At 63.0% G+C, this 20,962-nt stretch carries 20 protein-coding genes and 2 pseudogenes; 13 read left to right on the top strand and 9 right to left on the bottom strand.

What is annotated here, in order from left to right:
* Positions 1-18 precede the first annotated feature (18 nt).
* Positions 19-231: a hypothetical protein gene (locus FQ705_RS06500; protein ID WP_144138587.1), complete on the bottom strand. Its 213-nt coding sequence runs from the start codon at positions 229-231 to the stop codon at positions 19-21.
* Positions 232-546: 315 nt separating this feature from the next.
* On the opposite strand from FQ705_RS06500, the gene FQ705_RS06495 reads away from it, so the two are divergent.
* Positions 547-1,620, top strand: a complete 1,074-nt coding sequence (locus FQ705_RS06495) for a LysR family transcriptional regulator (protein ID WP_144138586.1) — start codon at positions 547-549, stop codon at positions 1,618-1,620.
* A 73-nt stretch (positions 1,621-1,693) separates the two neighbouring features.
* On the opposite strand, the gene FQ705_RS06490 is transcribed toward FQ705_RS06495, so the two are convergent.
* The 6 genes and pseudogenes from FQ705_RS06490 to FQ705_RS06465 all read right to left on the bottom strand — a co-directional run bounded on the left by FQ705_RS06490 (position 1,694) and on the right by FQ705_RS06465 (position 7,881).
* Entirely contained in the window at positions 1,694-1,924 is a 231-nt protein-coding gene (locus tag FQ705_RS06490) for a DUF2795 domain-containing protein (RefSeq protein ID WP_144138585.1), read from the bottom strand.
* A 70-nt stretch (positions 1,925-1,994) separates the two neighbouring features.
* Positions 1,995-2,249: a hypothetical protein gene (locus tag FQ705_RS06485; RefSeq protein ID WP_144138584.1), complete on the bottom strand. Its 255-nt coding sequence runs from the start codon at positions 2,247-2,249 to the stop codon at positions 1,995-1,997.
* Positions 2,250-2,574: 325 nt separating this feature from the next.
* Positions 2,575-3,911, bottom strand: a pseudogene (locus FQ705_RS06480) (C45 family autoproteolytic acyltransferase/hydolase).
* A gap of 135 nt (positions 3,912-4,046) precedes the next feature.
* A complete protein-coding gene (locus FQ705_RS06475) occupies positions 4,047-5,780 on the bottom strand; it encodes a ClcB-like voltage-gated chloride channel protein (RefSeq protein WP_144138583.1) in 1,734 nt (577 codons plus the stop codon).
* A 111-nt stretch (positions 5,781-5,891) separates the two neighbouring features.
* Positions 5,892-6,629, bottom strand: coding sequence for a glutathione S-transferase family protein (locus FQ705_RS06470; protein WP_144138582.1), 738 nt, complete (start codon positions 6,627-6,629; stop codon positions 5,892-5,894).
* A gap of 157 nt (positions 6,630-6,786) precedes the next feature.
* Complete coding sequence (locus tag FQ705_RS06465) at positions 6,787-7,881, bottom strand: YeiH family protein (protein WP_144138581.1); 1,095 nt, start codon at positions 7,879-7,881, stop codon at positions 6,787-6,789.
* A gap of 118 nt (positions 7,882-7,999) precedes the next feature.
* Between FQ705_RS06465 and FQ705_RS06460 the strand changes: the two genes are divergently transcribed.
* The 8 genes from FQ705_RS06460 to FQ705_RS06425 all read left to right on the top strand — a co-directional run bounded on the left by FQ705_RS06460 (position 8,000) and on the right by FQ705_RS06425 (position 15,762).
* The gene (locus tag FQ705_RS06460) at positions 8,000-8,902 is read left to right on the top strand and encodes a LysR family transcriptional regulator (protein WP_144138580.1); all 903 of its coding nucleotides are present in this window, start codon (positions 8,000-8,002) and stop codon (positions 8,900-8,902) included.
* 146 nt (positions 8,903-9,048) lie between these two features.
* Positions 9,049-9,822 (top strand): TIM barrel protein, encoded by a 774-nt coding sequence (locus tag FQ705_RS06455; RefSeq protein WP_144138579.1) that lies wholly within the window; start codon positions 9,049-9,051, stop codon positions 9,820-9,822.
* Positions 9,823-9,877: 55 nt separating this feature from the next.
* A complete protein-coding gene (locus tag FQ705_RS06450; protein WP_144138578.1) occupies positions 9,878-10,861 on the top strand; it encodes a sugar kinase in 984 nt (327 codons plus the stop codon).
* Positions 10,862-10,971: 110 nt separating this feature from the next.
* Positions 10,972-12,273: an MFS transporter gene (locus FQ705_RS06445; protein WP_144138577.1), complete on the top strand. Its 1,302-nt coding sequence runs from the start codon at positions 10,972-10,974 to the stop codon at positions 12,271-12,273.
* 4 nt (positions 12,274-12,277) lie between these two features.
* Positions 12,278-13,255, top strand: coding sequence for a 2-hydroxyacid dehydrogenase (locus FQ705_RS06440; protein WP_144138576.1), 978 nt, complete (start codon positions 12,278-12,280; stop codon positions 13,253-13,255).
* A gap of 42 nt (positions 13,256-13,297) precedes the next feature.
* Positions 13,298-14,419, top strand: a complete 1,122-nt coding sequence (locus FQ705_RS06435; protein ID WP_144138575.1) for a LacI family DNA-binding transcriptional regulator — start codon at positions 13,298-13,300, stop codon at positions 14,417-14,419.
* Between the two features lie 60 nt (positions 14,420-14,479).
* The gene (locus tag FQ705_RS06430) at positions 14,480-15,307 is read left to right on the top strand and encodes a YhfC family intramembrane metalloprotease (protein WP_144138574.1); all 828 of its coding nucleotides are present in this window, start codon (positions 14,480-14,482) and stop codon (positions 15,305-15,307) included.
* A gap of 89 nt (positions 15,308-15,396) precedes the next feature.
* Positions 15,397-15,762: a DUF3022 domain-containing protein gene (locus tag FQ705_RS06425; RefSeq protein ID WP_144138573.1), complete on the top strand. Its 366-nt coding sequence runs from the start codon at positions 15,397-15,399 to the stop codon at positions 15,760-15,762.
* Positions 15,763-15,809: 47 nt separating this feature from the next.
* Here the strand turns inward: FQ705_RS06425 and FQ705_RS06420 are convergent, their stop codons facing one another.
* Positions 15,810-16,247 carry a PGDYG domain-containing protein gene (locus FQ705_RS06420; RefSeq protein ID WP_144138572.1) on the bottom strand — a complete coding sequence of 146 codons (438 nt, stop codon included), beginning with the start codon at positions 16,245-16,247 and terminating at the stop codon, positions 15,810-15,812.
* A 194-nt stretch (positions 16,248-16,441) separates the two neighbouring features.
* A complete protein-coding gene (locus FQ705_RS06415) occupies positions 16,442-16,951 on the bottom strand; it encodes a Spy/CpxP family protein refolding chaperone (protein WP_144138571.1) in 510 nt (169 codons plus the stop codon).
* Positions 16,952-17,138: 187 nt separating this feature from the next.
* Here FQ705_RS06415 and FQ705_RS06410 point away from each other — a divergent pair, with 187 nt between their 5' ends.
* From FQ705_RS06410 to FQ705_RS06395, 4 genes and pseudogenes are all read left to right on the top strand, one after another.
* Positions 17,139-18,023, top strand: a complete 885-nt coding sequence (locus FQ705_RS06410) for a LysR family transcriptional regulator (protein ID WP_144138570.1) — start codon at positions 17,139-17,141, stop codon at positions 18,021-18,023.
* A 96-nt stretch (positions 18,024-18,119) separates the two neighbouring features.
* Positions 18,120-18,578, top strand: coding sequence for an Lrp/AsnC family transcriptional regulator (locus FQ705_RS06405; RefSeq protein ID WP_144138569.1), 459 nt, complete (start codon positions 18,120-18,122; stop codon positions 18,576-18,578).
* A 676-nt stretch (positions 18,579-19,254) separates the two neighbouring features.
* Positions 19,255-20,028: pseudogene (locus FQ705_RS06400) on the top strand (type VI secretion system Vgr family protein); the annotation flags it as partial.
* A 130-nt stretch (positions 20,029-20,158) separates the two neighbouring features.
* Positions 20,159-20,806, top strand: coding sequence for a hypothetical protein (locus FQ705_RS06395; protein ID WP_144138567.1), 648 nt, complete (start codon positions 20,159-20,161; stop codon positions 20,804-20,806).
* The last annotated feature ends 156 nt before the right edge of the window (positions 20,807-20,962 follow it).

Below are 20,962 nucleotides of genomic sequence, written 5' to 3'. Positions count from 1 at the left end.
TCGGTCATTCATCCAACTTCAGTCGGTCGGCAATTGCGCGCAGGTGTCGGCGGCCGGTGCGGCGCAGGCGAACGAGTACTGCCCGCTGTAGCGCAGGGCTTCTGCGCCGACATGCAGGACGACCTTGATGTCCGGGCAGCGCTCATAGGCGATAAAAGCCGAGCAGGCTGCGGCGGACCAGCAGACCAGCGAGAACGCGATTTTTTCCAGAGTCTGAAAACGATGTGCCATAGCGATTGATTTCCTTTCGGACGCTATCTTACCAGCACATAAGGGTTTATACCTAGTCGTTATTCATCGCCTAAATCGCAATTCACCTTCAACCAGACGCGCACTAAAGCACGCCAATGAGGCACGCCAAAGTGCGCGAAGGTGACGCGTACGCCTCGCCAACCTGTCCGGATTGTCATCTTCGGGTCAGGGTTGGGACATGTCGGGTCGATACAATCGAGCTGTTGGGCAAACCCGCGCGCGCCTTGCCGCGTGGGTCGATATAGGCGGCAGAATGGTTGCGCCGGCCCGGCGTTACCGAGGCAGGAGTCGTCCATGAATCAATTGCAATCGATGCGCGTGTTCGTCAAGGTCGCCGACCTTGGCAGTTTTGTCCGCGCGGCAGGGGCGCTGGATATGTCCACCGCGGTGGTCACCCGACACGTCGCCGATCTCGAAACGCGCCTCGGCACGCGCCTGCTCAATCGCACCACCCGCCGTCTTTCACTGACCGAGTCCGGCAGCACCTATCTGGAACGCGTGCGCCATATTCTCGACGACCTCGAAGGGGTCGAGCAGATGGTGGTGGCGCGCAATCACGAACCGGTCGGCACGTTGCGCATCGTCGCGCCCGTCGTGTTCGGGCTGCATAGCCTTGCGCCGGTGGTGCAGTCGTACGCCGCGCGGTATCCGGACGTCGTGCCGGACGTCACGCTGGCGGATCGCCATGTCGATCTGGTCGAGGAGGGCTACGACGTGGGCATTCTGGTGGCGCGTCACATGCGCAGCGCGAGTATCGTCACGCGGCGGCTTACCACCGGTTATATGACCGTGTGCGCGACGCCGAGCTATCTGGCGCGGCACGGCACGCCGACTCGTCCCGAGCATTTGCTGGAGCATCCGTGTCTGAGCCGGCCGTCCGAGCAGGGCGGCGAAGAGCGTGTGTTTACCGGACCGGAAGGCATCGTCCGGGTACGACCCGTCAACGCGATCTGTGCGAATAACACGGAAATGCTCAGGCAGTTCGCGCTGCTGGATATGGGGGTGGCGATCTTGCCGAGCTATCTGATCGGCCGCGACCTGGCTTCAGGGCGGCTCGTGCCGCTGCTCGGCGATTATCAGCTGCCGCAGGTGGAAATTACGATTGCCTATCCGAGCCGCCAGCACTTGCCGGCAAAGGTGCGCACCTTTATCGATCATCTCGTGGAACATTTCCAGCGTGACGGGCAAGCCGCCCGCGATCTGCGAAGCGTGCCGCCGCTGGCGGCGTCACGCGAACTGGAAGACGAGGACGATCTGGCGTCGCGGCCGGTCTTGTCGAGCGACGCGCCGCGGCCGCTGCACAAGGCGCCGCGCACCGCGCGCATCGCTGCGGCTGGCGTAATGACTTCGGGCAGCGTGGGTCTTTAAACAGGCGACTCGTTTTCCAGGTTCACGGGGCCGACGGACAGTGGGTCATCGTTACCCAGCCTGACAGCCTCGCTCACCCGCTCAAGCCCGGTCCGAAACCTCCGCCGATCAGCTTCGTCACCGAAGTCGCGTCGGCGTAATCCTGTTCCGGCAAGCCGTCGAGCATCGAGATCAGTTCATTGCTGGCGCCCGCTTCGCGCGCGGCGTCGACCAGCGCGTCTTTATTGGCCGGAAAGTGGACTTCGCTCAGAAGGTCCGTGATCTGCAGATCAATCGATTCGCCTGGGATAGCCGATGCGGTCATGCAAACGCTCCTGTCGATAAGGTTGGTTCGGCCGCACGAGCCTGCCTGCGCCGCTCGCGCGCTTTATCGCTCAGGTCTGCAAATGCTCGTTCTGACCGGTAAAGCTGCGTTCCAGATGTCGCGACTTCGGCAGCGCGATATGCTGCCATTGTTGCGGACTCGTCGCCTCCGTAGCCGCGACATCCGGAGCGGCGGGGGCGACAGGGGCGGCGTTCGCGCGTTCGGCGAGGCTACTCGCGCTCGTGCCGTCCGGCGCGGTATGCACCGGCGCGGCAAAGCACGAAGCTGACAGCGTCACCATGGTCAACAGTGTCGAGGTTTTCATCGCCCGACCTCCTAAGCTCATGCGGCGCTGACAGTTGAGCAAGCGCTGTGCCGTCCCCGCGTCGAAAGGAAGGCGCAAGCTACACGCCGCCCTGCACTGGGCAAAAAATGGGCAAACGGCGCGCTTCTTCCATCTTAGATGGCAAATGCCCCCCCGCGCTCACATTTGCGACAAAACGGTATTGTAGTTTTCGGATGATGGCAGAAGAAAGGCAGCTATGAGCTAGCGGTGGCCCGCGACCGATGCGGTCGCGTTGCTGCGATGCGGCGAAACGATGCGGCGAAACGATGCGCCGACGCAGCGTCACGTCGGCGCCAACGCAGTACTAACGCATGACGTCGAAGCGCGTCCACGGCCACGAAGGGCGGTCCCGCATATAGCCGTTCAGCCAGTTCCATTGCGGATGCCGCTTCATGAACGCCTGGGCGTCGAACGGCCGCCCGCACGGATGCCCCCAGCGCGCGGCGAACGCCATCTGCCGCGCCATCTCGCTGTCGGCCACCTTGCCGTCGTTCGCGCCCCACGGATTGAACGGCCCATGGTCGGTGCCGCCGAAACGCGCGTCGTCCAGTTCCAGATGCCCGCAGATGGTGCGCGAGCACGGGTTGTCGTTGCGATCGAGATAGACATCGTGATGATCGGCGATCATTTCCTTGGCCAGTTCGACGTCGATCTTGCCGCGATGCAGTTCTTCGAGCTGCATGAAACGCAACCGGCGTGCGCCGTTCTTACGCACGTCCGTGTAGTCTTCGCCTTCGCCGAGGCATTCCTGGTTGCGGATTTTCAGATCCGTCGCGGTGTTGTAGCCGCTGTAAAAACCGTCTTTCGTGCTCTCGAAACCCGAGTAGCGCAGCCCTAATTCATAGCGCGCGATCTCGCCGGTTTTGGCGTCGCCCAGCAGCCAGCTATTCGCATAGCCGCCGTTGTTGGCGATCGAGAACATCTCGCACCATTCCCCGATGCTGTTCGCGTACTGCGAGGCCCGCCGCGAGCGATAAAACTCCGGCGCCCCTGCCGCGTTGTAGCCGACGAAGTCCGAGATCGTGGTTTCGGTCACCATCAATCCGGCGGCGGTGATCCAGAAATCCGTCAGGCTCAAATGCAGCCGGGCAAGCCCTGCATGAGGATGCGGTTGCCCTGGTCGGGCACGATGTCGAACACCACATTGAAAGCGTCACCGGCGGCGTAACGGTCCCACGAGTTATGTGCCATCACGATGCCGCCATCGCGCGTGGCGCGGCCGGTGGCGATGAACGCGCTGCAGTGGTGGCCGCGTCGTCCGCGCCAGGGTTTCAGGCCGAGACTCGGCTGCTGTTGCGCGGCATGCGCCGGCCACCAGCTTTGCAGCAGATCCATATAGCCGTTCCAGGCCAGCACTTCGGCGAACGGCAACCTGGCGCCGTCGGCGATGCCCTGGATTTCGTCGGCGTATTCGGTGTCGAGTTTGCTGGCGAACTGGCTGACAGCGGCATTGACGAAGGTGTCGAAATCTTCACCCGTGTCCCATTTCGCCAGGTAGCGGGCGGTGCGGATCGCATTCTGGATTTCGGTCGCGAGCAATTGACCATGCTGCTCGCCGCGATCGTACGGCTCGCCTTCGATATGCAAGAAGATCCAGCCCGCCTGGTCGCGGCGCACGGCATCGGGAGACGGTTCACTCATCATCGCTCCGATCGAGTGGCGGTCGGTCTCCTCATTGTAGAAAATCTGCCGCGCTTTGCACGGGCCCCAAAGAGCTCGTGGGTGCGCTGCTTGACGCTCGGCCGACGTTTAAAGCGCGGGCTCTCAGCGCCCGGATCAGCGGTTCGGATTCATGCGGAAATACGCGTCGAGCAGCGAGGTTTTATAGACCACGCCGGCCAGCGTCGGATGCGCGGCGCTTTCCACCACCGGCAGACGCTCGCCCTGAAACGCCATGAAGTGCTGCAAGGCGACGCCGAGCGACATGTCTGGCGTCAGCACGTCGAAATGCGGTTGCAGATAGTCGGCGGCGGTTTTGGCGGAGGTGTCGCTCCTGTCGAGCAGATCGGAGGTGATGTCCTTCAGCGCAACCACGCCGAGAAACGCGCCGGACGCATTGGCCACATACAGATACTTCACCGGATATTCGAGGAACACGCGCGTCATGTCCTGCACGGTCGCGTTGGGCGGCACGACGGTTTCGGCGGGACGGATCAATTCGCGCATCTGCGTGGCGCGCAAGCGCGAGCGCTCCTGCTCTTCCTGATGCCGATGCACGGTGATCTCGTACATCGAGGTCTTGCCGATGGCACGTGACACGAAATAGGCGACCACGCACGACAGCATCAGCGGCAGCACGACCTGATAGCTGAGCGTCATTTCGAAGATCATCAGGATGGCCATCAAGGGCGCCTGCGTGGCGCCGGCGAGAAACGCGCCCATGCCGACCATCGCATACGCGAATGGCGCGGAGGTGCCATGCGGCCACAACGCATGCATGCCCTGGCCGAACAGCGAGCCGACCACCGCGCCGACGAAGAGCGTCGGCGTGAAGACCCCGCCGACCGCGCCCGAACCCGCCGTGGCCGCAGTGGCGACGACCTTGAACACCAGCACGAGCACGAGCGCGGTCCACGTCCACGGTGAATGGAGGATCGAGTTGACGACGCTGTAACCGTTGCCCCACACCTCCGGCGTCCATACCGACAGAATGCCGACCACCAGCCCGCCGAGCGCGAGTCTCAAGGGCAGCGGTACGGGCAGCTTGCGGAAGTTCTGCTTCGAAAAATCGAGCAGGCGCAGAAACTGTGGCGCGGCCGCGCCGCACAGCAGACCGAGCGCGACGAACAGCAACACTTCGACCCCGGCCACCGGCGGAAACACCGGCATCTCGTACGGCGGCTTGTAGCCGGCGAATTCACGCATCGTGATATTGGCGACCACCGCCGCCACCACCACCGGCCCGAAGCTTTCCATCGCAATCGAGCCGAGCACGATTTCGGTGACGAAAAACGCCCCCGCGATCGGCGCGCTATACGCCGACGTAATCCCGGCCGCTGCGCCGCACGCCACCAGCAGACGCAGCCGCGCCGGATCGAAATGGACCCAGCGTCCGATCAGCGACCCGGCCAGCGCCGCGAGTTGCACCATCGGCCCTTCGCGGCCAATCGAGCCGCCGCTCGAGATCGTGAACAGGGACGACACGCTGCGCCAGAAACTCAGCTTTACCGGCACCACGCCATCGCCGATCGCCACGGCCTCCATGTAGTCGACGTGACTGCTCTTGTCGACGTGACGCTGCGCGATCAGCAGGAAGACGCCGGCGATCAGGCCGCCCGCGGCGGGCAGCCAGATGCGCACCGTCCACGGCAGGCTGCGCGCCATTTCGACGAAGCTGCCGGACTTGCCGACCACCGCGAATTGCAGCAGCGCGATGGCCTCGCGAAACGCAATCGTCGCGAAGGCGCCCGCGACGCCGACCACGACCGACCAGATCAGCATCGTGTGGGCTTCGGAGAGACGGAACAGATGTTGGGCGCGAGTGCGCAGTTTCAGCAGGAATGAGAGCACGTCAGCAGTACGGGGCGTGAGGATGAGTGGAAAACGTACAGGGCAACAGCATCGCGCCCGCCTCGAATGGCGGGCGCGATGCGTCGAATGGACGGGATGGCGCGGCGCGGGTCAAGTCACCGCCTTGTCGAGTTCGGGGTAGTGCCGGAAGATGCAGGCCTCGTTATGTTCGATGCGCCGCCCGGACTGCAGATACGCGGCGATGTTCGGGCGTTCGATTACGGCGTCGTGCAACGCGGCGAGGCGCGGATAGTGTTCGCCGAAACGCTTGAGCGCGCGGGGAAATGCGTACAAAAGACCATCGATCAACTGGAACATCGACAGGTCCACGTAGGTGAGCGAATCGCCCACCATGAAGGTGTCGCCGGCCGGATTCTGTTTCAGCACGCGCTCGAAATAACCCATGAACTTCGGAATGCGATTGTCGATGAAGTCATGCGCGCGCACTTTGGCCGCGTCTTTCTGGTCTTCGTAATAGAGCGCGCTGGCGAGCGGGTGATGCGTGTCGTGCGCTTCGGTCACCATGTCGGCGATCGTCAGTTGCAGGCCGTTGGCGATATAGCGCAGGCTGTCCACCTTCGGCGCGAGAGCGAGTCGCGGGCCGAGATAGAACAGGATATTGGCGGTCTGCGCGATCACCAGGTCGCCGTCTTTCAGAAAGGGCGGCGCATAGGGCGGATAGGGTTCGTCGCGGTCTTTCATCACCGCCATCATTGCCTTCGTGCCGAGGCCGTCGGATGCGTCGCCGCGCGCGACTTCCACATAGTCGGCGCCGGCTTCTTCGAGTGCCAGGCGCACGAATTCGCCGCGGCCTTGCAGGCCGTCCCAATAGTAAAGTTCCAGGCTCATCGATCGATCCTCGTTCCGGTGGCCCGGTCGTCGAGACCGGGCGGATTGCGTGAACTGATGGCGTCAGCAACCAGTATGCCGCGCGCACGAGCCGGATGGGTCCCCTGAATGCGCAAAACCCCGCACGCGGCGGGGTGAGGGTGAAGGCGAGGGTGCTTCAACCGAGCAGGTGCTGGACCGACCATGTAATGCCCAGTCCGCCGACGATCAGCCACACATACAGGATGAAGCCGGTGGTCAGCGCCCGTGGCCCTGCCTGACGGATCTGCGAGATCCGCGTTTCGATACCGAGGGCCGTCATGGCCATGGTCAACGCGAAGGTGTCGAGCATGTTGAGCGAGTTGGTCGCGCTTTCCGGCAGCACATGCAGCGAGTTGATCACGACGAAGGCGAGAAAGCCGACTGCGAACCAGGGAATCGCCAGCTTGCGCGGGGCGTGGCCGTGGGCATTTCCCTGCGAGCCTTCTGCCGTGGCGCCCTTGCGCGGCGAGCGGTTCACCCACATGCCGACCACCAGCAGCACCGGCACCAGCAGCATCACACGCGTCATCTTGACGATGGTGGCGATGTGCGTCGCTTCCGGGCTCACGTTGCTGGCCGCGCCGACCACCTGGGCGACTTCGTGAATCGTGCCGCCGAAGAACAGCCCCGCGCCGACGGTATCCAGATGCAACCAGCCCGCCTTGAACAGAACCGGGTAGAGGAACATCGACAGGGTGCCGAACAGCACTACGCTGCCCACGGCCATCGCGCTCTTGTGCGGCTTGGATTGCAGCGTCGATTCGAAGGCGAGCACGGCGGCCGCGCCGCAGATCGCGCTGCCGGCCGCCGTCAGCAAGGCGGTGTCGCGATCGAGCTTCATGATTTTCATGCCGGCCCACGTGCCGATCACGAGCGTGCTCACGACGATCAGAACCGATTCCGCGAGACCCGGCAGGCCGACCTGAGCGATTTCCTGCAGGCTCACGCGCAATCCGAAAAAAGCGACTGCGATGCGCAGCAGCTTGCGGGCCGAGAAGTTGACCCCGGCGGCCCAACTGGCGGGCATGCCGTCGCGCAGCGCGTTGCCGTACAGGGCGCCGGCCACGATGCCGACGATCAGCGGGCTCAAGCCCAGACCGGCGATGGCCGGAATCGCGGCGATGCGTGTCACGGCAGCGGCGAACAGGGCGACGAAGAGAATGCCGTTGAGTTGTCCCCGAGTGGAAGACTCGGCGGGTGTTGCGGCGGCGGTAAGCGGTGCGGTGGACATGGTGCAGCCCTTCGGTGACTGTCTGACTTCAATGGGCCTAATCCTAAATTAGATATATCGATATGAAAAATCATGATTTAGAATCTAATGTATCGGCTAAACTGATACTTAGGTAGTCATGACCCCGGATCAACTTATAACGTTCGCCGCCGTTGCCGAACATCGCAATATCAGCCGGGCCGCGCTGGCGCTTCATTTATCGCAGCCGGCGGTATCGGGCCAGTTGCGCCAGTTGCAGGATGAGTTCGGCGAGCCGCTCTATCAGCGCGACGGCCGCGGTGTGCGTCTGACACCGGCGGGTGAACAGCTCGCCAGCTATGCCACGCGGCTGCGCGATACGTGGCGGCAGGCCCACGCCTACCGTGACGCCTTGCGCGGCCTCGAGCAGGGCACCTTGCGGATCGGCGCGAGTACCACGCCGGCGAGCTATCTGCTGCCGTACCTGATTGCCGACTTTCACCGCCGCTATCCGGATGTCACGCTGCATACGGCGGACGGCAACACCACCGATATCGTGAGTGCGCTGGGCTCGGTCGATATTGCGCTGATTGAGGGCCCGGTGGGCGCGGATCTGCCGCCGGATACCGCCGTCCACGCGTGGCGCGAGGATGAGATCGTCGCGATCATGCCGCGCACGCATCCGTTGGCTCAAAGCGTGGGTGGGGATGGCACGGCGCGACGCGCGGAACTGTCCGCCTTTGGCGAGCACCCGCTGGTGCTGCGCGAAGCCGGTTCGGGCGTGCGGCAGGTCGTCGAACGCGCGTTCGCGCGCGCAGGCGTGCCGATGCGGGTGGCGCTGGAAATCGCCGGCGTCGAAGGGGTGAAGGAGGCGGTGCGGGCGGGCATGGGTATCGGCTTCGTGTCGGCCATGTCGATGCGTCACGAGGACGGCGCGCTGTGTCTCTTCTCACTGAGGCCCGAGCCGCTGACGCGCCGGCTCTCGATTCTCGTGCCGCACGCCAGTGCGCCGTCGCGGGTGGTCGAGCAGTTTCTCGCGCTATGTCTCGCGGAAGATTCCTGAGCCCCGCCTGGGGATTTCCACTATGGTGCGGGACGCCGACCCCGGCGCACTATTCGGTCATCCAAAGCGCCTCCGCGCTTTTTTTAAAACCGCATTTGGAACCGGTTCCAAGTGCCGATTGCCAGACGGAATCGAGTAAATTCGACATGAGTGACGCAGTAGACGTGGTGATCGTCGCCAGCGCTTTCGGGATGGACGCGGTCCGCACCGGCGGTCATCTAAAGTGGGCGCAGACCAGCCGGCGAGCGGGTGCGGCGGGCTTCGAAGTACGCCGCGAGTTGTTCGTCGACGAGACTCAAGCCGCGCCGGACAATTTGCGCGCGCTCGGTGAGGCGGTGAGCACGCTTGGTTTGTGGTCGGTGTTTTCGACGCCCGCGTCGCTTTACACGAGCGATGGCCGGCTCGACGCCGCCGCACTGCGGCTCGCGCTCGACGAAGCGGCGGCGCTCGGCGCGCGCTTCGTCAAGCTGCAACTCGGCGGTTTCGCGAGCGTTGCCGATGGCGCGGCGATTGCGGAGCAACTGCGCGGCTCGACGGCGCGACTCGTGGTGGAAAACGGCCAACTCGCCGAAGGCGGCTCGCTCGCGCAATTCGTCGACCTGTTCGAGGCGCTGACGCGTGAAGGCCACGCCGACGTGCTCGGCATGACCTTCGATATGGGCAACTGGGCGTGGCGCGATGTCGTGCCGCTCGAGGCGGCCGGCCTGCTGGCGTCGCACGTCGAGTACATCCATTGCAAGACGACGGCGGGCGACGGTGCGCGGCGCTTTCCGGTGGCGCCGGCCGCCGACGACGCGCAGTTCGCCGCCGTGCTCGAGATGCTGCCGCGCGACGTGCCGCGCGGCATCGAGTTTCCGTTCGACGCGAGCAGGATCGACTTGGACGCGGCGCATTACGTCGCGTGGTTAAAAGCCGCGTGAGCAGCGCTTCGATGCGCAAACGACACCGCAATCCAGCAACACGCAGGAGCCAGGCATGAGCAACACCACCGCAGCACTCGACGTCATCACCTATGGCGAAGCCATGGCCATGTTCGCGGCCGCCGAAACCGGCCCGCTCGCAGGCGTCGGGAAATTCACCCGGCGCGTGGCCGGCGCCGACCTGAACGTCGCGATCGGTCTGTCGCGACTCGGTTTCAAGGTGGGCTGGATGAGCCGTGTCGGCCGAGATTCGTTCGGCCAGTACGTGCGCGATACCTTGACCCAGGAAGGCATCGACCAGCGCTGCGTCATTACCGACGAACGCTATCCGACCGGCTTCCAGCTGAAGTCGAAAAACGACGACGGCAGCGACCCGGCCATCGAGTACTTCCGCAAGGGTTCGGCGGCCAGCCATCTTTCCCTCGCTGACTACGCCGCGGATTACGTGCTGCCCGCGCGCCATCTTCACCTAACGGGCGTGGCGCCCGCGATCTCGGCCAGCTCGCGCGAACTGGCCTTCCATCTGGCGCGTGAAATGCGTGCAGCGGGCAAGACGATTTCCTTCGATCCGAATTTGCGCCCCACGCTGTGGTCCTCGCGTGAAGCGATGGTCGAAGGCCTGAACGCGCTCGCGGCGCTGGCCGACTGGGTGCTGCCCGGCATCGGCGAGGGCGAGATCCTGACGGGCTACACCAGGCCGGACGATATCGCGAAGTTCTATCTCGACCAGGGCGCGCGCGGCGTGATCATCAAGCTCGGCGCGCAGGGCGCGTACTTCCGCACCGCCGACGATGCCGCCGTGATCCCCGGCCAGCCGGTCAGGCAGGTCGTGGACACGGTGGGCGCGGGCGACGGCTTTGCGGTCGGCGTGGTGAGCGCTTTGCTCGAAGGCCGCTCGTTGCCGCAAGCCGTGGCGCGCGGCAACCGCATTGGCGCGCTCGCGATTCAGGTGATCGGCGACTCGGAAGGTTTGCCGAGCCGGGCCGAACTCGACGCGCTCGAACGGGCCGACGTGCCGTCCGTCGCCAGCGCGGCCTGAATCCCGGCCCGGGCCTTCGCCTGGACCTCGATCGATAACAGCAAGAGCGCTGGCACAGCGCCGCACGACCGTTCAACCTTGCTTCGGGACGCTGTAACAGGAGACACCTTATGACCTCATCGCTCGCGATTCGCCGCTGGTGGACGATCATGCCGATCGTTTTCATCACGTATAGCCTTGCGTATCTGGATCGCGCGAACTTTGGCTTCGCATCGGCCGCCGGTATCAACCAGGATCTCGGTATCAGCAAGGGCCTGGCGTCGTTGATCGGCGCGCTGTTCTTTCTCGGCTACTTCTTCTTCCAGATTCCCGGCGCGATCTACGCGGAACGCCGCAGCGTCAAGAAGCTGGTGTTCTGGAGCCTCGTGTTGTGGGGCGGCTGCGCCGCGCTCACGGGCATGGTCAGCAACATTCCTTCCTTGATGGTGATCCGCTTCCTGCTCGGCGTGGTCGAAGCCGCGGTAATGCCGGCCATGCTGATCTTCATCAGCAACTGGTTCACGAAGAATGAACGCTCGCGCGCCAACACCTTCCTGATTCTCGGCAATCCGGTGACGGTGCTGTGGATGTCGGTGGTGTCCGGTTATCTGGTGCACTCGTTCGGCTGGCGTCACATGTTCATCGCCGAAGGCGCGCCCGCGGTCATCTGGGCGGTGATCTGGTGGTTCATCGTGCAGGACAAGCCGCAGCAGGTGTCGTGGCTCACGCAGCAGCAGAAGGACGAGCTCGCCGAAACGCTGCGCGCGGAGCAGGCCGCGATCAAGCCGGTGCGCAACTACAGCGAGGCGTTTCGCACGCCGGCGGTGATCAAGCTGTGCGCGCAGTATTTCTGCTGGAGTATCGGCGTGTATGGCTTCGTGCTGTGGCTACCGTCGATCCTGAAGAACGGTTCGACGCTCGGCATGGTCGAAACCGGCTGGCTCTCGGCGCTGCCGTATCTGGCAGCGACCATCGCGATGCTCGCGGCTTCGTGGGCATCGGATAAACTCAAGCGCCGCAAAGTTTTCGTGTGGCCGTTCCTGCTGGTCGGCGCGATCGCCTTTGCGGCGTCGTATGCACTCGGCTCGACGCATTTCTGGATCTCGTATGCGCTGCTGGTGATTGCCGGCGCCGCGATGTACGCGCCGTACGGCCCGTTCTTCGCCATCGTGCCGGAACTGCTGCCGAAGAACGTCGCGGGTGGCGCGATGGCGCTGATCAACAGCATGGGCGCGCTCGGTTCGTTCGTCGGCTCGTATGTGGTCGGCTATCTGAACGGCGCGACCGGCTCGCCGGCGGCGTCGTATGCGTTCATGAGCGTGGCGCTGCTCGCCTCGGTGATCCTGACGCTGATCGTCAAACCGCAGCAACAGACCCCGACGGATGCGCCGAACACGGCATCCAGGCTGACTACACCGTTGCAAGGAAAATAAGCTGATGAAGAAGATCGTCGCCTGGAAATCGTTGCCCGAAGAGGTACTCGCCTATCTGCAACAGCATGTCGAGGTGGTGCAGGTCGACCCGGCGCAGCACGACAGCTTCGTCGCCGCGCTGAGAGACGCGGACGGCGGTATCGGTTCGAGCGTGAAGATTACGCCGGCCATGCTCGAAGGCGCGACGCGTCTGAAGGCCTTGTCGACCATCTCGGTCGGCTTCGACCAGTTCGACGTCGCCGATCTCACACGGCGCGGCATCGTGCTCGCGCACACGCCGGACGTGCTGACCGAATCCACCGCGGATACCGTCTTTTCGCTGATCCTCGCAACGGCGCGCCGGGTGGTCGAGCTCGCCGACTGGGTGAAGGCGGGGCACTGGCAGCACAGCATCGGACCCGAGCATTTTGGCGTGGACGTGCAGGGCAAGACGCTCGGCATCGTCGGCCTGGGGCGGATCGGCGGGGCGGTCGCGCGGCGTGCGGCGCTCGGCTTCAACATGAAGGTGCAGTACACCAATCGCAGCGCAAACCCGCAGGCCGAGCAGGCGTATGGCGCACGTCGCGTCGAACTGGCCGAATTGCTCGCCACGTCGGACTTCGTCTGCCTGCAGGTGCCGCTCACACCCGACACGAAGCATCTGATCGGCGCGGCCGAACTCAAGTCGATGAAGCCAGGCGCGATCCTGATCAACGCCTCGCGCGGCGCGACCGTCGACGAAACAGCGCTGATCGAGGCGCTGCAAAACGGCACGATTCACGGCGCCGGTCTCGACGTGTTCGAAACCGAACCGCTGCCGGCCGACTCGCCGCTGCTGAAGCTGGCGAACGTGGTCGCGTTGCCGCACATCGGTTCGGCCACGCACGAGACGCGTCATGCGATGGCGCGCAACGCGGCGGAAAACCTCGTCGCCGCGCTCGACGGCACACTCGCGATCAACATCGTCAATCGCGACGTGCTGACGAAGTCGGCCAACTCGTGAGCGCGATTCGTGAGCCGCTCCGAATCCCGCAATGAGGCGGCGATGAATACGACGCCCTCAGGCGCACCGCGCCGCGCGACGATCACCGACGTCGCGCGCGAAGCCGGCACCGGCAAGACCAGCATTTCGCGTTATCTGAACGGCGAGATGAGCGTGATGTCGCCCGAGTTGCGTTCGCGCATCGAGGCTGCCATCGCGCGGCTCGACTATCAGCCGAACCAGATGGCGCGCGGCCTCAAGCGCGGCCGCAACCGGCTGATCGGCATGTTGCTCGCCGACCTGACCAATCCCTATACCGTCGAAGTGCTGCAAGGCGTGGAAGCGGCGTGTCATGCGCTCGGCCTGATGCCTTTGATCTGCCACGCCGCCAACGAAGTCGAGATGGAGCGGCGCTATCTGCAACTGCTGACCACCTACCGGGTGGAAGGCGTGATCGTCAACGCACTCGGCGTCGGCGAGGAGACGCTGCGGCCGGTGGGCGGCGGCGGGATTCCAGCGGTGCTGGTGGACCGCTCGGTGGACGGACTCGTCGCCGATATGGTCGGACTGGACAACCGGGCGGCGGCCGAACTCGGCACGCGGCATCTGCTCGATAACGGCTTCGACGAGATCTGGTTCGTCGTGCAACCGTTCGCGCAGATCAGCTCGCGGCACTTGCGCGAGACGGCGTTTCGCGAGGCGATGCAGGCTCACGGCGACGCCGCGCGCGGCCACACGCTGGTGCTGGATCTGGCCGATGCAGAAGCGGTTGAGCGTAGCCTGGCCGAGTTGGACCGCACGATCGATGCGCTCGCCGAGCCAGCTGGTTCAAACCCCGCCGGTCAGCGGGGCAGGCCCGGCGTGACCGCGGCAACCGGCGGAGCCGCCGCCGCAGGGTCGGGCCGCGTCGCCCTGTTCGCCGCCAACGCGCCGGTTGCGCTCTGCCTTGCCCTGCATCTGAAGGCGCGTTACGGCGCGTACTGGCAGGCGCGCGTGGCGCTGCTTTCCATCGACGACCCCGATTGGGCCGAACTAACCGGCGTCACGACGATCCGCCAGCCGACTTACGACATCGGCTACCGCGCGGTCGAGTTCCTGCACGAGCGCATCGAAGGCGTTCAGACCACCGCACGCGACTGCCTGCTGGCGGGCGAATTGATCGTTCGCGCGTCAACTTCGCGCTGATCTGCGATCATTCGGGCTGCGGCGCGCAGCGGGTGCGCGCCGGTCATCGCAAGGAAACTCATGGTTGTTGCACCGCTTACCCTGTCGAGCCTCGCCCTCGCGACGCTGTTGGTCGCTGCCTTACCTTTTCTGATTTACCGCCGTCTGCGTAGGCGGCTCGCGCTGAATCCGCGCGACGCCATCACCGGCATTGCCGTGTTCGCGTTGTTCGCGATGGTGATCGAGCGCGCCTTGAACGACTACGTGCTGCATCGGAACGAAGCCACCGCCACCTTTCTGTCCAATCCGCTCGCCTTCGTCATTTACGGCGCGCTGGCGGCGGGCATCTGCGAAGAAGTGGGGCGCTTCATCGGTATGCGCCTGCTGCTCAAGCGCAAGCTCGCCAGATCTGCGGCTGCCACGGGCACGGCGCTCACGCAACGTGTCGACGACGGCACCGCGCTGACCTATGGCCTCGGCCACGGCGGCGCCGAGGCCTGGCTGGTCGGCGTACTGGTGCAGATTCAATGGCTGCTGTTCGCGGTCTTCGAAAACCGTGGCCAACTGGACGGCTATCTCAGCAATCTGCCGACCGATTCGGTGATGCGTATCCACCTGATCCTCGCCAGCCTCACGCCGCAGACCGCTGGCATCTTCGCGCTCGAACGGGTGGCCGCGCTGGTGTTCCAGATCGGTTTGTCGGTGGTGATGTGGCGCGGTGTGCGGGCGGGCTGGCGCGGTATCCTGCCGCTCGCGATCGCGTTGCACGCGCTGGTGGATGTGCCCGCCGCGCTGTTCCAGGCGCAACTGGTGCCGCTCGCCGCCGTGGACGGCGTGTATGCGTTGGGCGCACTGATCGTCGTCGGCCTGCTGGTCCGAAGCTTCCGACGCCCGGCGTTGGCAGCATAATCGGGCCGCTCGCGTTAAAGCGTCGGCCGTTTCATCCGCCCGGCCGACGTTTGCGCTCTACGTCAGAACCCTTCTTTCGGCACTCCCTCATGGAAGATTACCAATACGACTGCGCCAATCCCGAGTTCGAGGAGTTGGCGCGCGTCATCAGCGATCTGTTTCCCGAGCAGACGCAGTTCATCCAGCGCGCGGCCGAGGACGGCACGCCGACGCTGGCGATTCACTGGGTAGCGATGCGTTTCGGCGCGTCCGCGCGCCGTATCGTGATGACCGTGGTGATTGCGCCGGCGGCGTTGGCGCGTTATCGCGCCTTGCCGGCGCGACTGCGCGGCCGCAGTTTCGCGGTGCTGCACGCGTATGTCGAGGCGAGCATCGGCTCGCTCGAAGAGCAGTACGCGAATGGCGAGGCCGTGCCGCGCGAGATGACGGTGGATCTCGGCGACGAGTTCGCCTGAGAGAGCTGCGGCGTGGCCGGGCTGGTTGCCTGAGCTGCTGAGTTGCCTCAGTCGGCGAGGCGATATACCTTCGCGAAGCGCGCGGCCTGCACGACGCCGTAGTCGCCTGGCGCGTACTGCATGATCCAGTCGCCGGCGGCGCCGCGCAACACGTCGCCGCCGTTTGCCGAACGGGCGAGCGAAAACGCTTCATGCATCTGTCTGGCCAGTACGACGGCGGGGCGATTGCGATACGCACCGGGTTCGCCGTGTGAGACGGCGAGGTCGGCGGGAACATATTTGGCATCGAAGCGCTCGCGCGAGACGACCCACTGGTCGCCGGTCGAGCCGGTAATCAACGCGTCGCCTGGCAGATAGCGGTTCGGGCCTTCGAGACTCATCAGCTCGCCCTGGACCGCGGCAAATTCCACGCGGACCGTTTCGTCTTTTACGACACGGCGGGCGTCGGCGTCTTGAGTCAGATCGAGATTGTTCAGTTGGGTCATGAAGCGGGCAGGGTGAAGGGAGAGACGGCGGCACCCGGACAAAAGCTCGCCGGGCCGCTGATGACCCGCATCATGCCAGATGCATCGGGTGACCGCTCTCTTTTGCAAGGGATGGCAACGCGGCGCGAACCGTCCGCGCCGCGTGCCAACGCATGCTTACGACTGCCTGCCCGAATCTTGATGCTTACTGTGACTTACTGGGCAGCAGCGTCGCTTGCCGGGGCAGCGGGAGCGCGGCCGCCCTTGCCCTTGCCTTTACCGTGATGCCCCGGGCCGTTGGGGCCACCCGGCTGATGGAAAGTGACGTCGGCCAGCTTCTTCTGTTCCGGCGAGAAGCTGCCATACAGCGGATCGAATGCATCGACCAGCTTCTTCATGCCGTCGGCATGCGCCTGGGCGATCGTGGCGTACTGCTTCATGTCGTCGAGCGCCGACACGTTGCCGGCCGCGCGGCGTTGCTGGAACAGTTGACCCATCGTCTCGCCGTTGTTGCGCATGACGTCGGCGAACGCATTCCATTGGGTTTCCTGCGCGGACGTGATCTTCAGTTGCGAGTGCAGGTAGGCGATGCGGTCTTCGACATTGCGCTCATGGCCCTTGGCGGCGGGCGCCGACGCGGCGGCCATCGGCGCCGGTGCGGAAGCTTGTGCGAATGCGCCGCTCATGGCGACTGCGGTGGCCAGCATTACCAGTGCTTTTTTCATCGAAACTCCTGATGTCTATTCGAATTGGGACAAGGCTCGCGGGCGAGCGGCCCGTCATGCGCCTGTCATGATGACGCACGCCGGCCGACTGCTCACTTTACCGTCGCCGCTATTAGTATCACGTTATCCCTACAATGCGGTCGCTGTGCGACAAACGCTTACAACCGAAACGAACAGGAAATAGCGGGTGGACAAATTCGTCAGCATGGAAATCTTCGTCGCGGTGGTCGAGGCGGGCAGCCTGACGGCGGCGGCCGAGCGCTACGACATTTCGTCGGCGATGGTCGGCAAGCATATCCGTTCGCTTGAAACGCGTCTCGCCACGAGGCTGCTCACGCGCACGACGCGTCGGCAAAGTCTGACCGAGATCGGCCGACAGTACTACGAGCAATGCAGACGCATTCTCGCCGACGTAAGAGATGCCGAGTCGCTTGCCGAAGCGATGGCGGCCACACCGCGCGGCGTGCTCAAGGTGACGGTGCCGTTGACTTATGGCGTCGAAGTCTTCGCGCCCGCGATGACCGACTACCTGACGGACTGGCCGGACGTGAGCCTCGAACTCGATCTGTCGAATCGCGTGATCGATCTGGTGGAAGAGGGCTTCGATGCATCGGTGCGCATCGGTCATCTGCCGGATTCGAGTTTCGTGGCGAGGCCGCTCAAACCTTACCGCATGCGCGCCTGTGCGTCGCCCGCGTATCTGGCGCGCGTCGGCACGCCGCGCACGCCGGCCGATCTCGTGCATCACGAGTGTCTCGGTTTTTTGCATTGGGGCCGCGAAGGTTTGTGGCGCCTGGACGGCGAGACCGCCGATGAAAACCATTTGCGCGCCGGACGATTCCGCGCGAACAACGGCCAGGCGCTGAAGGTCGCCGCACTGCGTGGGTTCGGTCTGGTGCTGCAGCCGGAGGCGTTGCTTGCCAGAGAGATCGCCCGCGGCGAACTGGTATCCGTGCTGGACGACTATTTGCCCGACGGCGCGCCCGTGAATCTGATCTATCCACGCGATCGACGCGCTACGCCCAAGCTCACGAGCTTTATCGATTTCGTGATCGGCCGGTTTGGCGCATGAGGTGAACGTTAGCCGTGAGCCTGTCGAACAGGCTGTCGCCTCGCATGCAAGACGCGCGATAATCCGCTCCATCGCTGACCTACTTCCTTCGCTCCCATGAGACCTCCGCGCCTCGATCAACTCGACGACCTCGACCGCAACCTCGTTGCGCTTTTGCAAGCCAACGCGCGCGAGAGCGTGGCCAATCTCGCGCGCCAGCTCGATGTGGCGCGCACCACCGTGATCGCGCGAATCGCGCGGCTGGAGCGCAGCAATGTGATCGCCGGCTATAGCGTGCGGCTCGGGCAGGACGTGCTCGATTCGAGCATCGTGGCGTACGTCGGGATCATCATCGCGCCCAGGCATGGCGCGGCCGTGCAAAAGCGCCTGGGCAAGATGCCCGAGGTGCAGTTGCTGTGCGCGGTGAGCGGTGAGTTCGACTACGTTGCATGGCTGCGTGCGGACTCGCCTGACCGGTTGAACGATCTGCTCGACGAGATCGGCGGACTCGAAGGCGTGGAGCGCACGACGACTTCGATCATTCTTGCGCGCAAGATCGATCGGGGGATGGTGTGAGGCTTGTCTATGCGGTCCTGTAGCATTGCATTGCGACGATATCTGCGTTTAATAATTTCGGTGGCAGGCGCTATTTGGACAGACATGGTGCGATGCGGTTTGTCGTTGGCTTGGCCGGCTTGCGGCCTGCTGCACGTTTCGAGTATATCGATGGGCGATTAACCAACTGGGCTTTGCGTCGACGCGGGATGATGGCAGTGAACGGTGACGCCTGAATTGGGGACGTCGGGGGGGCTTGGTTCGGGTGGTTTCGGGTAGTCGATATCACAGAGCGTCGCCGACGTTGCTCGGATAAAAGCCTGCTGATGAGGATGTGCCCGGTTTCGTCGAATGACGACGCTTTAGATTCATCGAAAGGGCATAAAGACGGCTGTATCTTTTTTCTGGAGTAAACGCAGCCACGATTTTCGGTAACGACAGTCATTTTCAGACTTTCGAATTGGAGCAGGTTACAAAAAAACAAAAAATAACCGATTAATTGAAATTGGACTGACCCGTTTCTGCTTCTGAACGCGCTAAAAAATCTGGATAGTTTTGTAACAAATACCAGATTTAAAAATGCGATCCGCATATAGGTTATTCCGAATGTTTTTCTCAAAATTCGCTGACCAGATTAATTGCTTAAATCTTGTAGAATCGGGCTCATTCATCAGACCACGAAACAAGAAGAGGGCATATGGGGGCGCAGGATATGGTCTCGGCCATCACGGGCGGACTCGCGCAGCACGACAGATTGTTGACGCTTGACACGCCGTTGGGTAGCGACGTTCTCACACCCCTGCGGGCGATGGGCAATTCACGCGTCGGGCGACATTTTGAATTCACGGTCGACGTCGTGTCGACATCGACTGACATCGAACTCAAAAAGCTGATCGCGCAACCCGTCACGCTTTGGATCCAGCAGTCCGACAAATCTTATCTGCCGCATAACGGCTTCGTGCATACCGCGCGTCGGCTTGGCAGCGATAGCGCACTGACGAGCTATCAGATCGGTTTTGCATCGTGGATGCATTTTCTCAAGTTCCGACGCGATCAGCGTATCTGGCAGGACGTGAGTGTCGACGACATCGTCAGCGATGTATTCAATGCGCATCCCGAGGCGCAAGGGCGGTTCCGGTTTGCGCTGGCCAAGCCGCTACCGACTCGTTCATATTGCCGGCAGGACGAGTACGACTGGAACTTCGTGCACCGGCTGCTGGAAGAGGAAGGTCTGTACGGTTTCTGGCAGCAGGCGCAGGACGGTATATCGCATTCGCTGGTCATCACAGATAACCTGTCGAACTTCGATGCTCTGGCGCCATTGCAGTTCTATCGCGCGGGTACGAATAGCGAAAACGATGCGATCACACAATGGTCGGGCACGCGCACGCTGCAAAGCGCATTGCTGACCACGCGCACATTCGACTACAAGAGCCCGTCGAGCGTATATAACCCGAAGGCTACGCGCATTACACTGCGCGTTTTCTGAGCGACGACGTGAACACGGCGCAAGCTGCGACTTTTAACCCACACCACGGTGATGTGACAACCACGGTCACCGTGGATTACACACCTCAACGTCCCGAGCCTGAAAACCCGGTATGAAAATTCGACTTGCTTTGCTAGCTCTCACTCTTCTAGCGGCTTCTTCGACGGTCACGTGGGCAGAAGGGCCGGCGGTCAAACACGATCGGCTTGAGATTAGTGATCTGATTGAACAATCGATCAGCGTCCTGTATACAAACCGTGGTGGCAACCAGGCATTTAATGTTGCTACGAGCGATATCCTCTCGTTTACATCCGGTCAGAACCAAGCTTGGCTACTGCCTGTTCTCAACGGTAATGCGGACAGCCATGCACTGCGATCCGGTCAGTGTGACGTCCTGATCTACAAGGCTGACACGGACTATTTGACGCCGATACAGTTTTCCCATGTGGGGCTTGGCGATTTCCACGATGATCAATGTGTCGGATTTAATCGCCCACTAATCGTTACTATCGAAAAAAGTGCGTTTCCACTTGTGATCTTCCCGACTAGCTATGGAAAGCGAATTAAAACGACAGTATGGCGTGTGCTGGCTTACGATGAAAGCAATGAGTCATTCTGTTTCGCACCCCAAGCCTCACAGACATTGACGCAATTTGCGAGCACAACACAACTGGACGAGAAGAACGCCGCCGAAGTATTCAAAAGGCTGAATCTGCCAGCGGAATTTTTTAAGTGTGTTGCGCCGACGAAGGTAAATTGATTGCCGGCACCACGGTGCTTAGCCCACGGTTCGTCGGATTAGTTTGCAATCTCGGCGTTCGACGATCCGATTTCATCCGTCGATGCGCGGCCGCGGCGCGGTTATGAGTTGAGTGCTGTCGCTCTGTTGACCTCGAAGGAGGGACATGCTCTTCAG

It is taken from the genome of Paraburkholderia sp. BCC1884, from assembly GCF_900996225.1.
GTDB lineage: Bacteria > Pseudomonadota > Gammaproteobacteria > Burkholderiales > Burkholderiaceae > Paraburkholderia.
The sequence above is the reverse complement of the archived record's forward strand: the minus strand, read 5'-3'. Positions and strand labels throughout refer to the sequence as shown.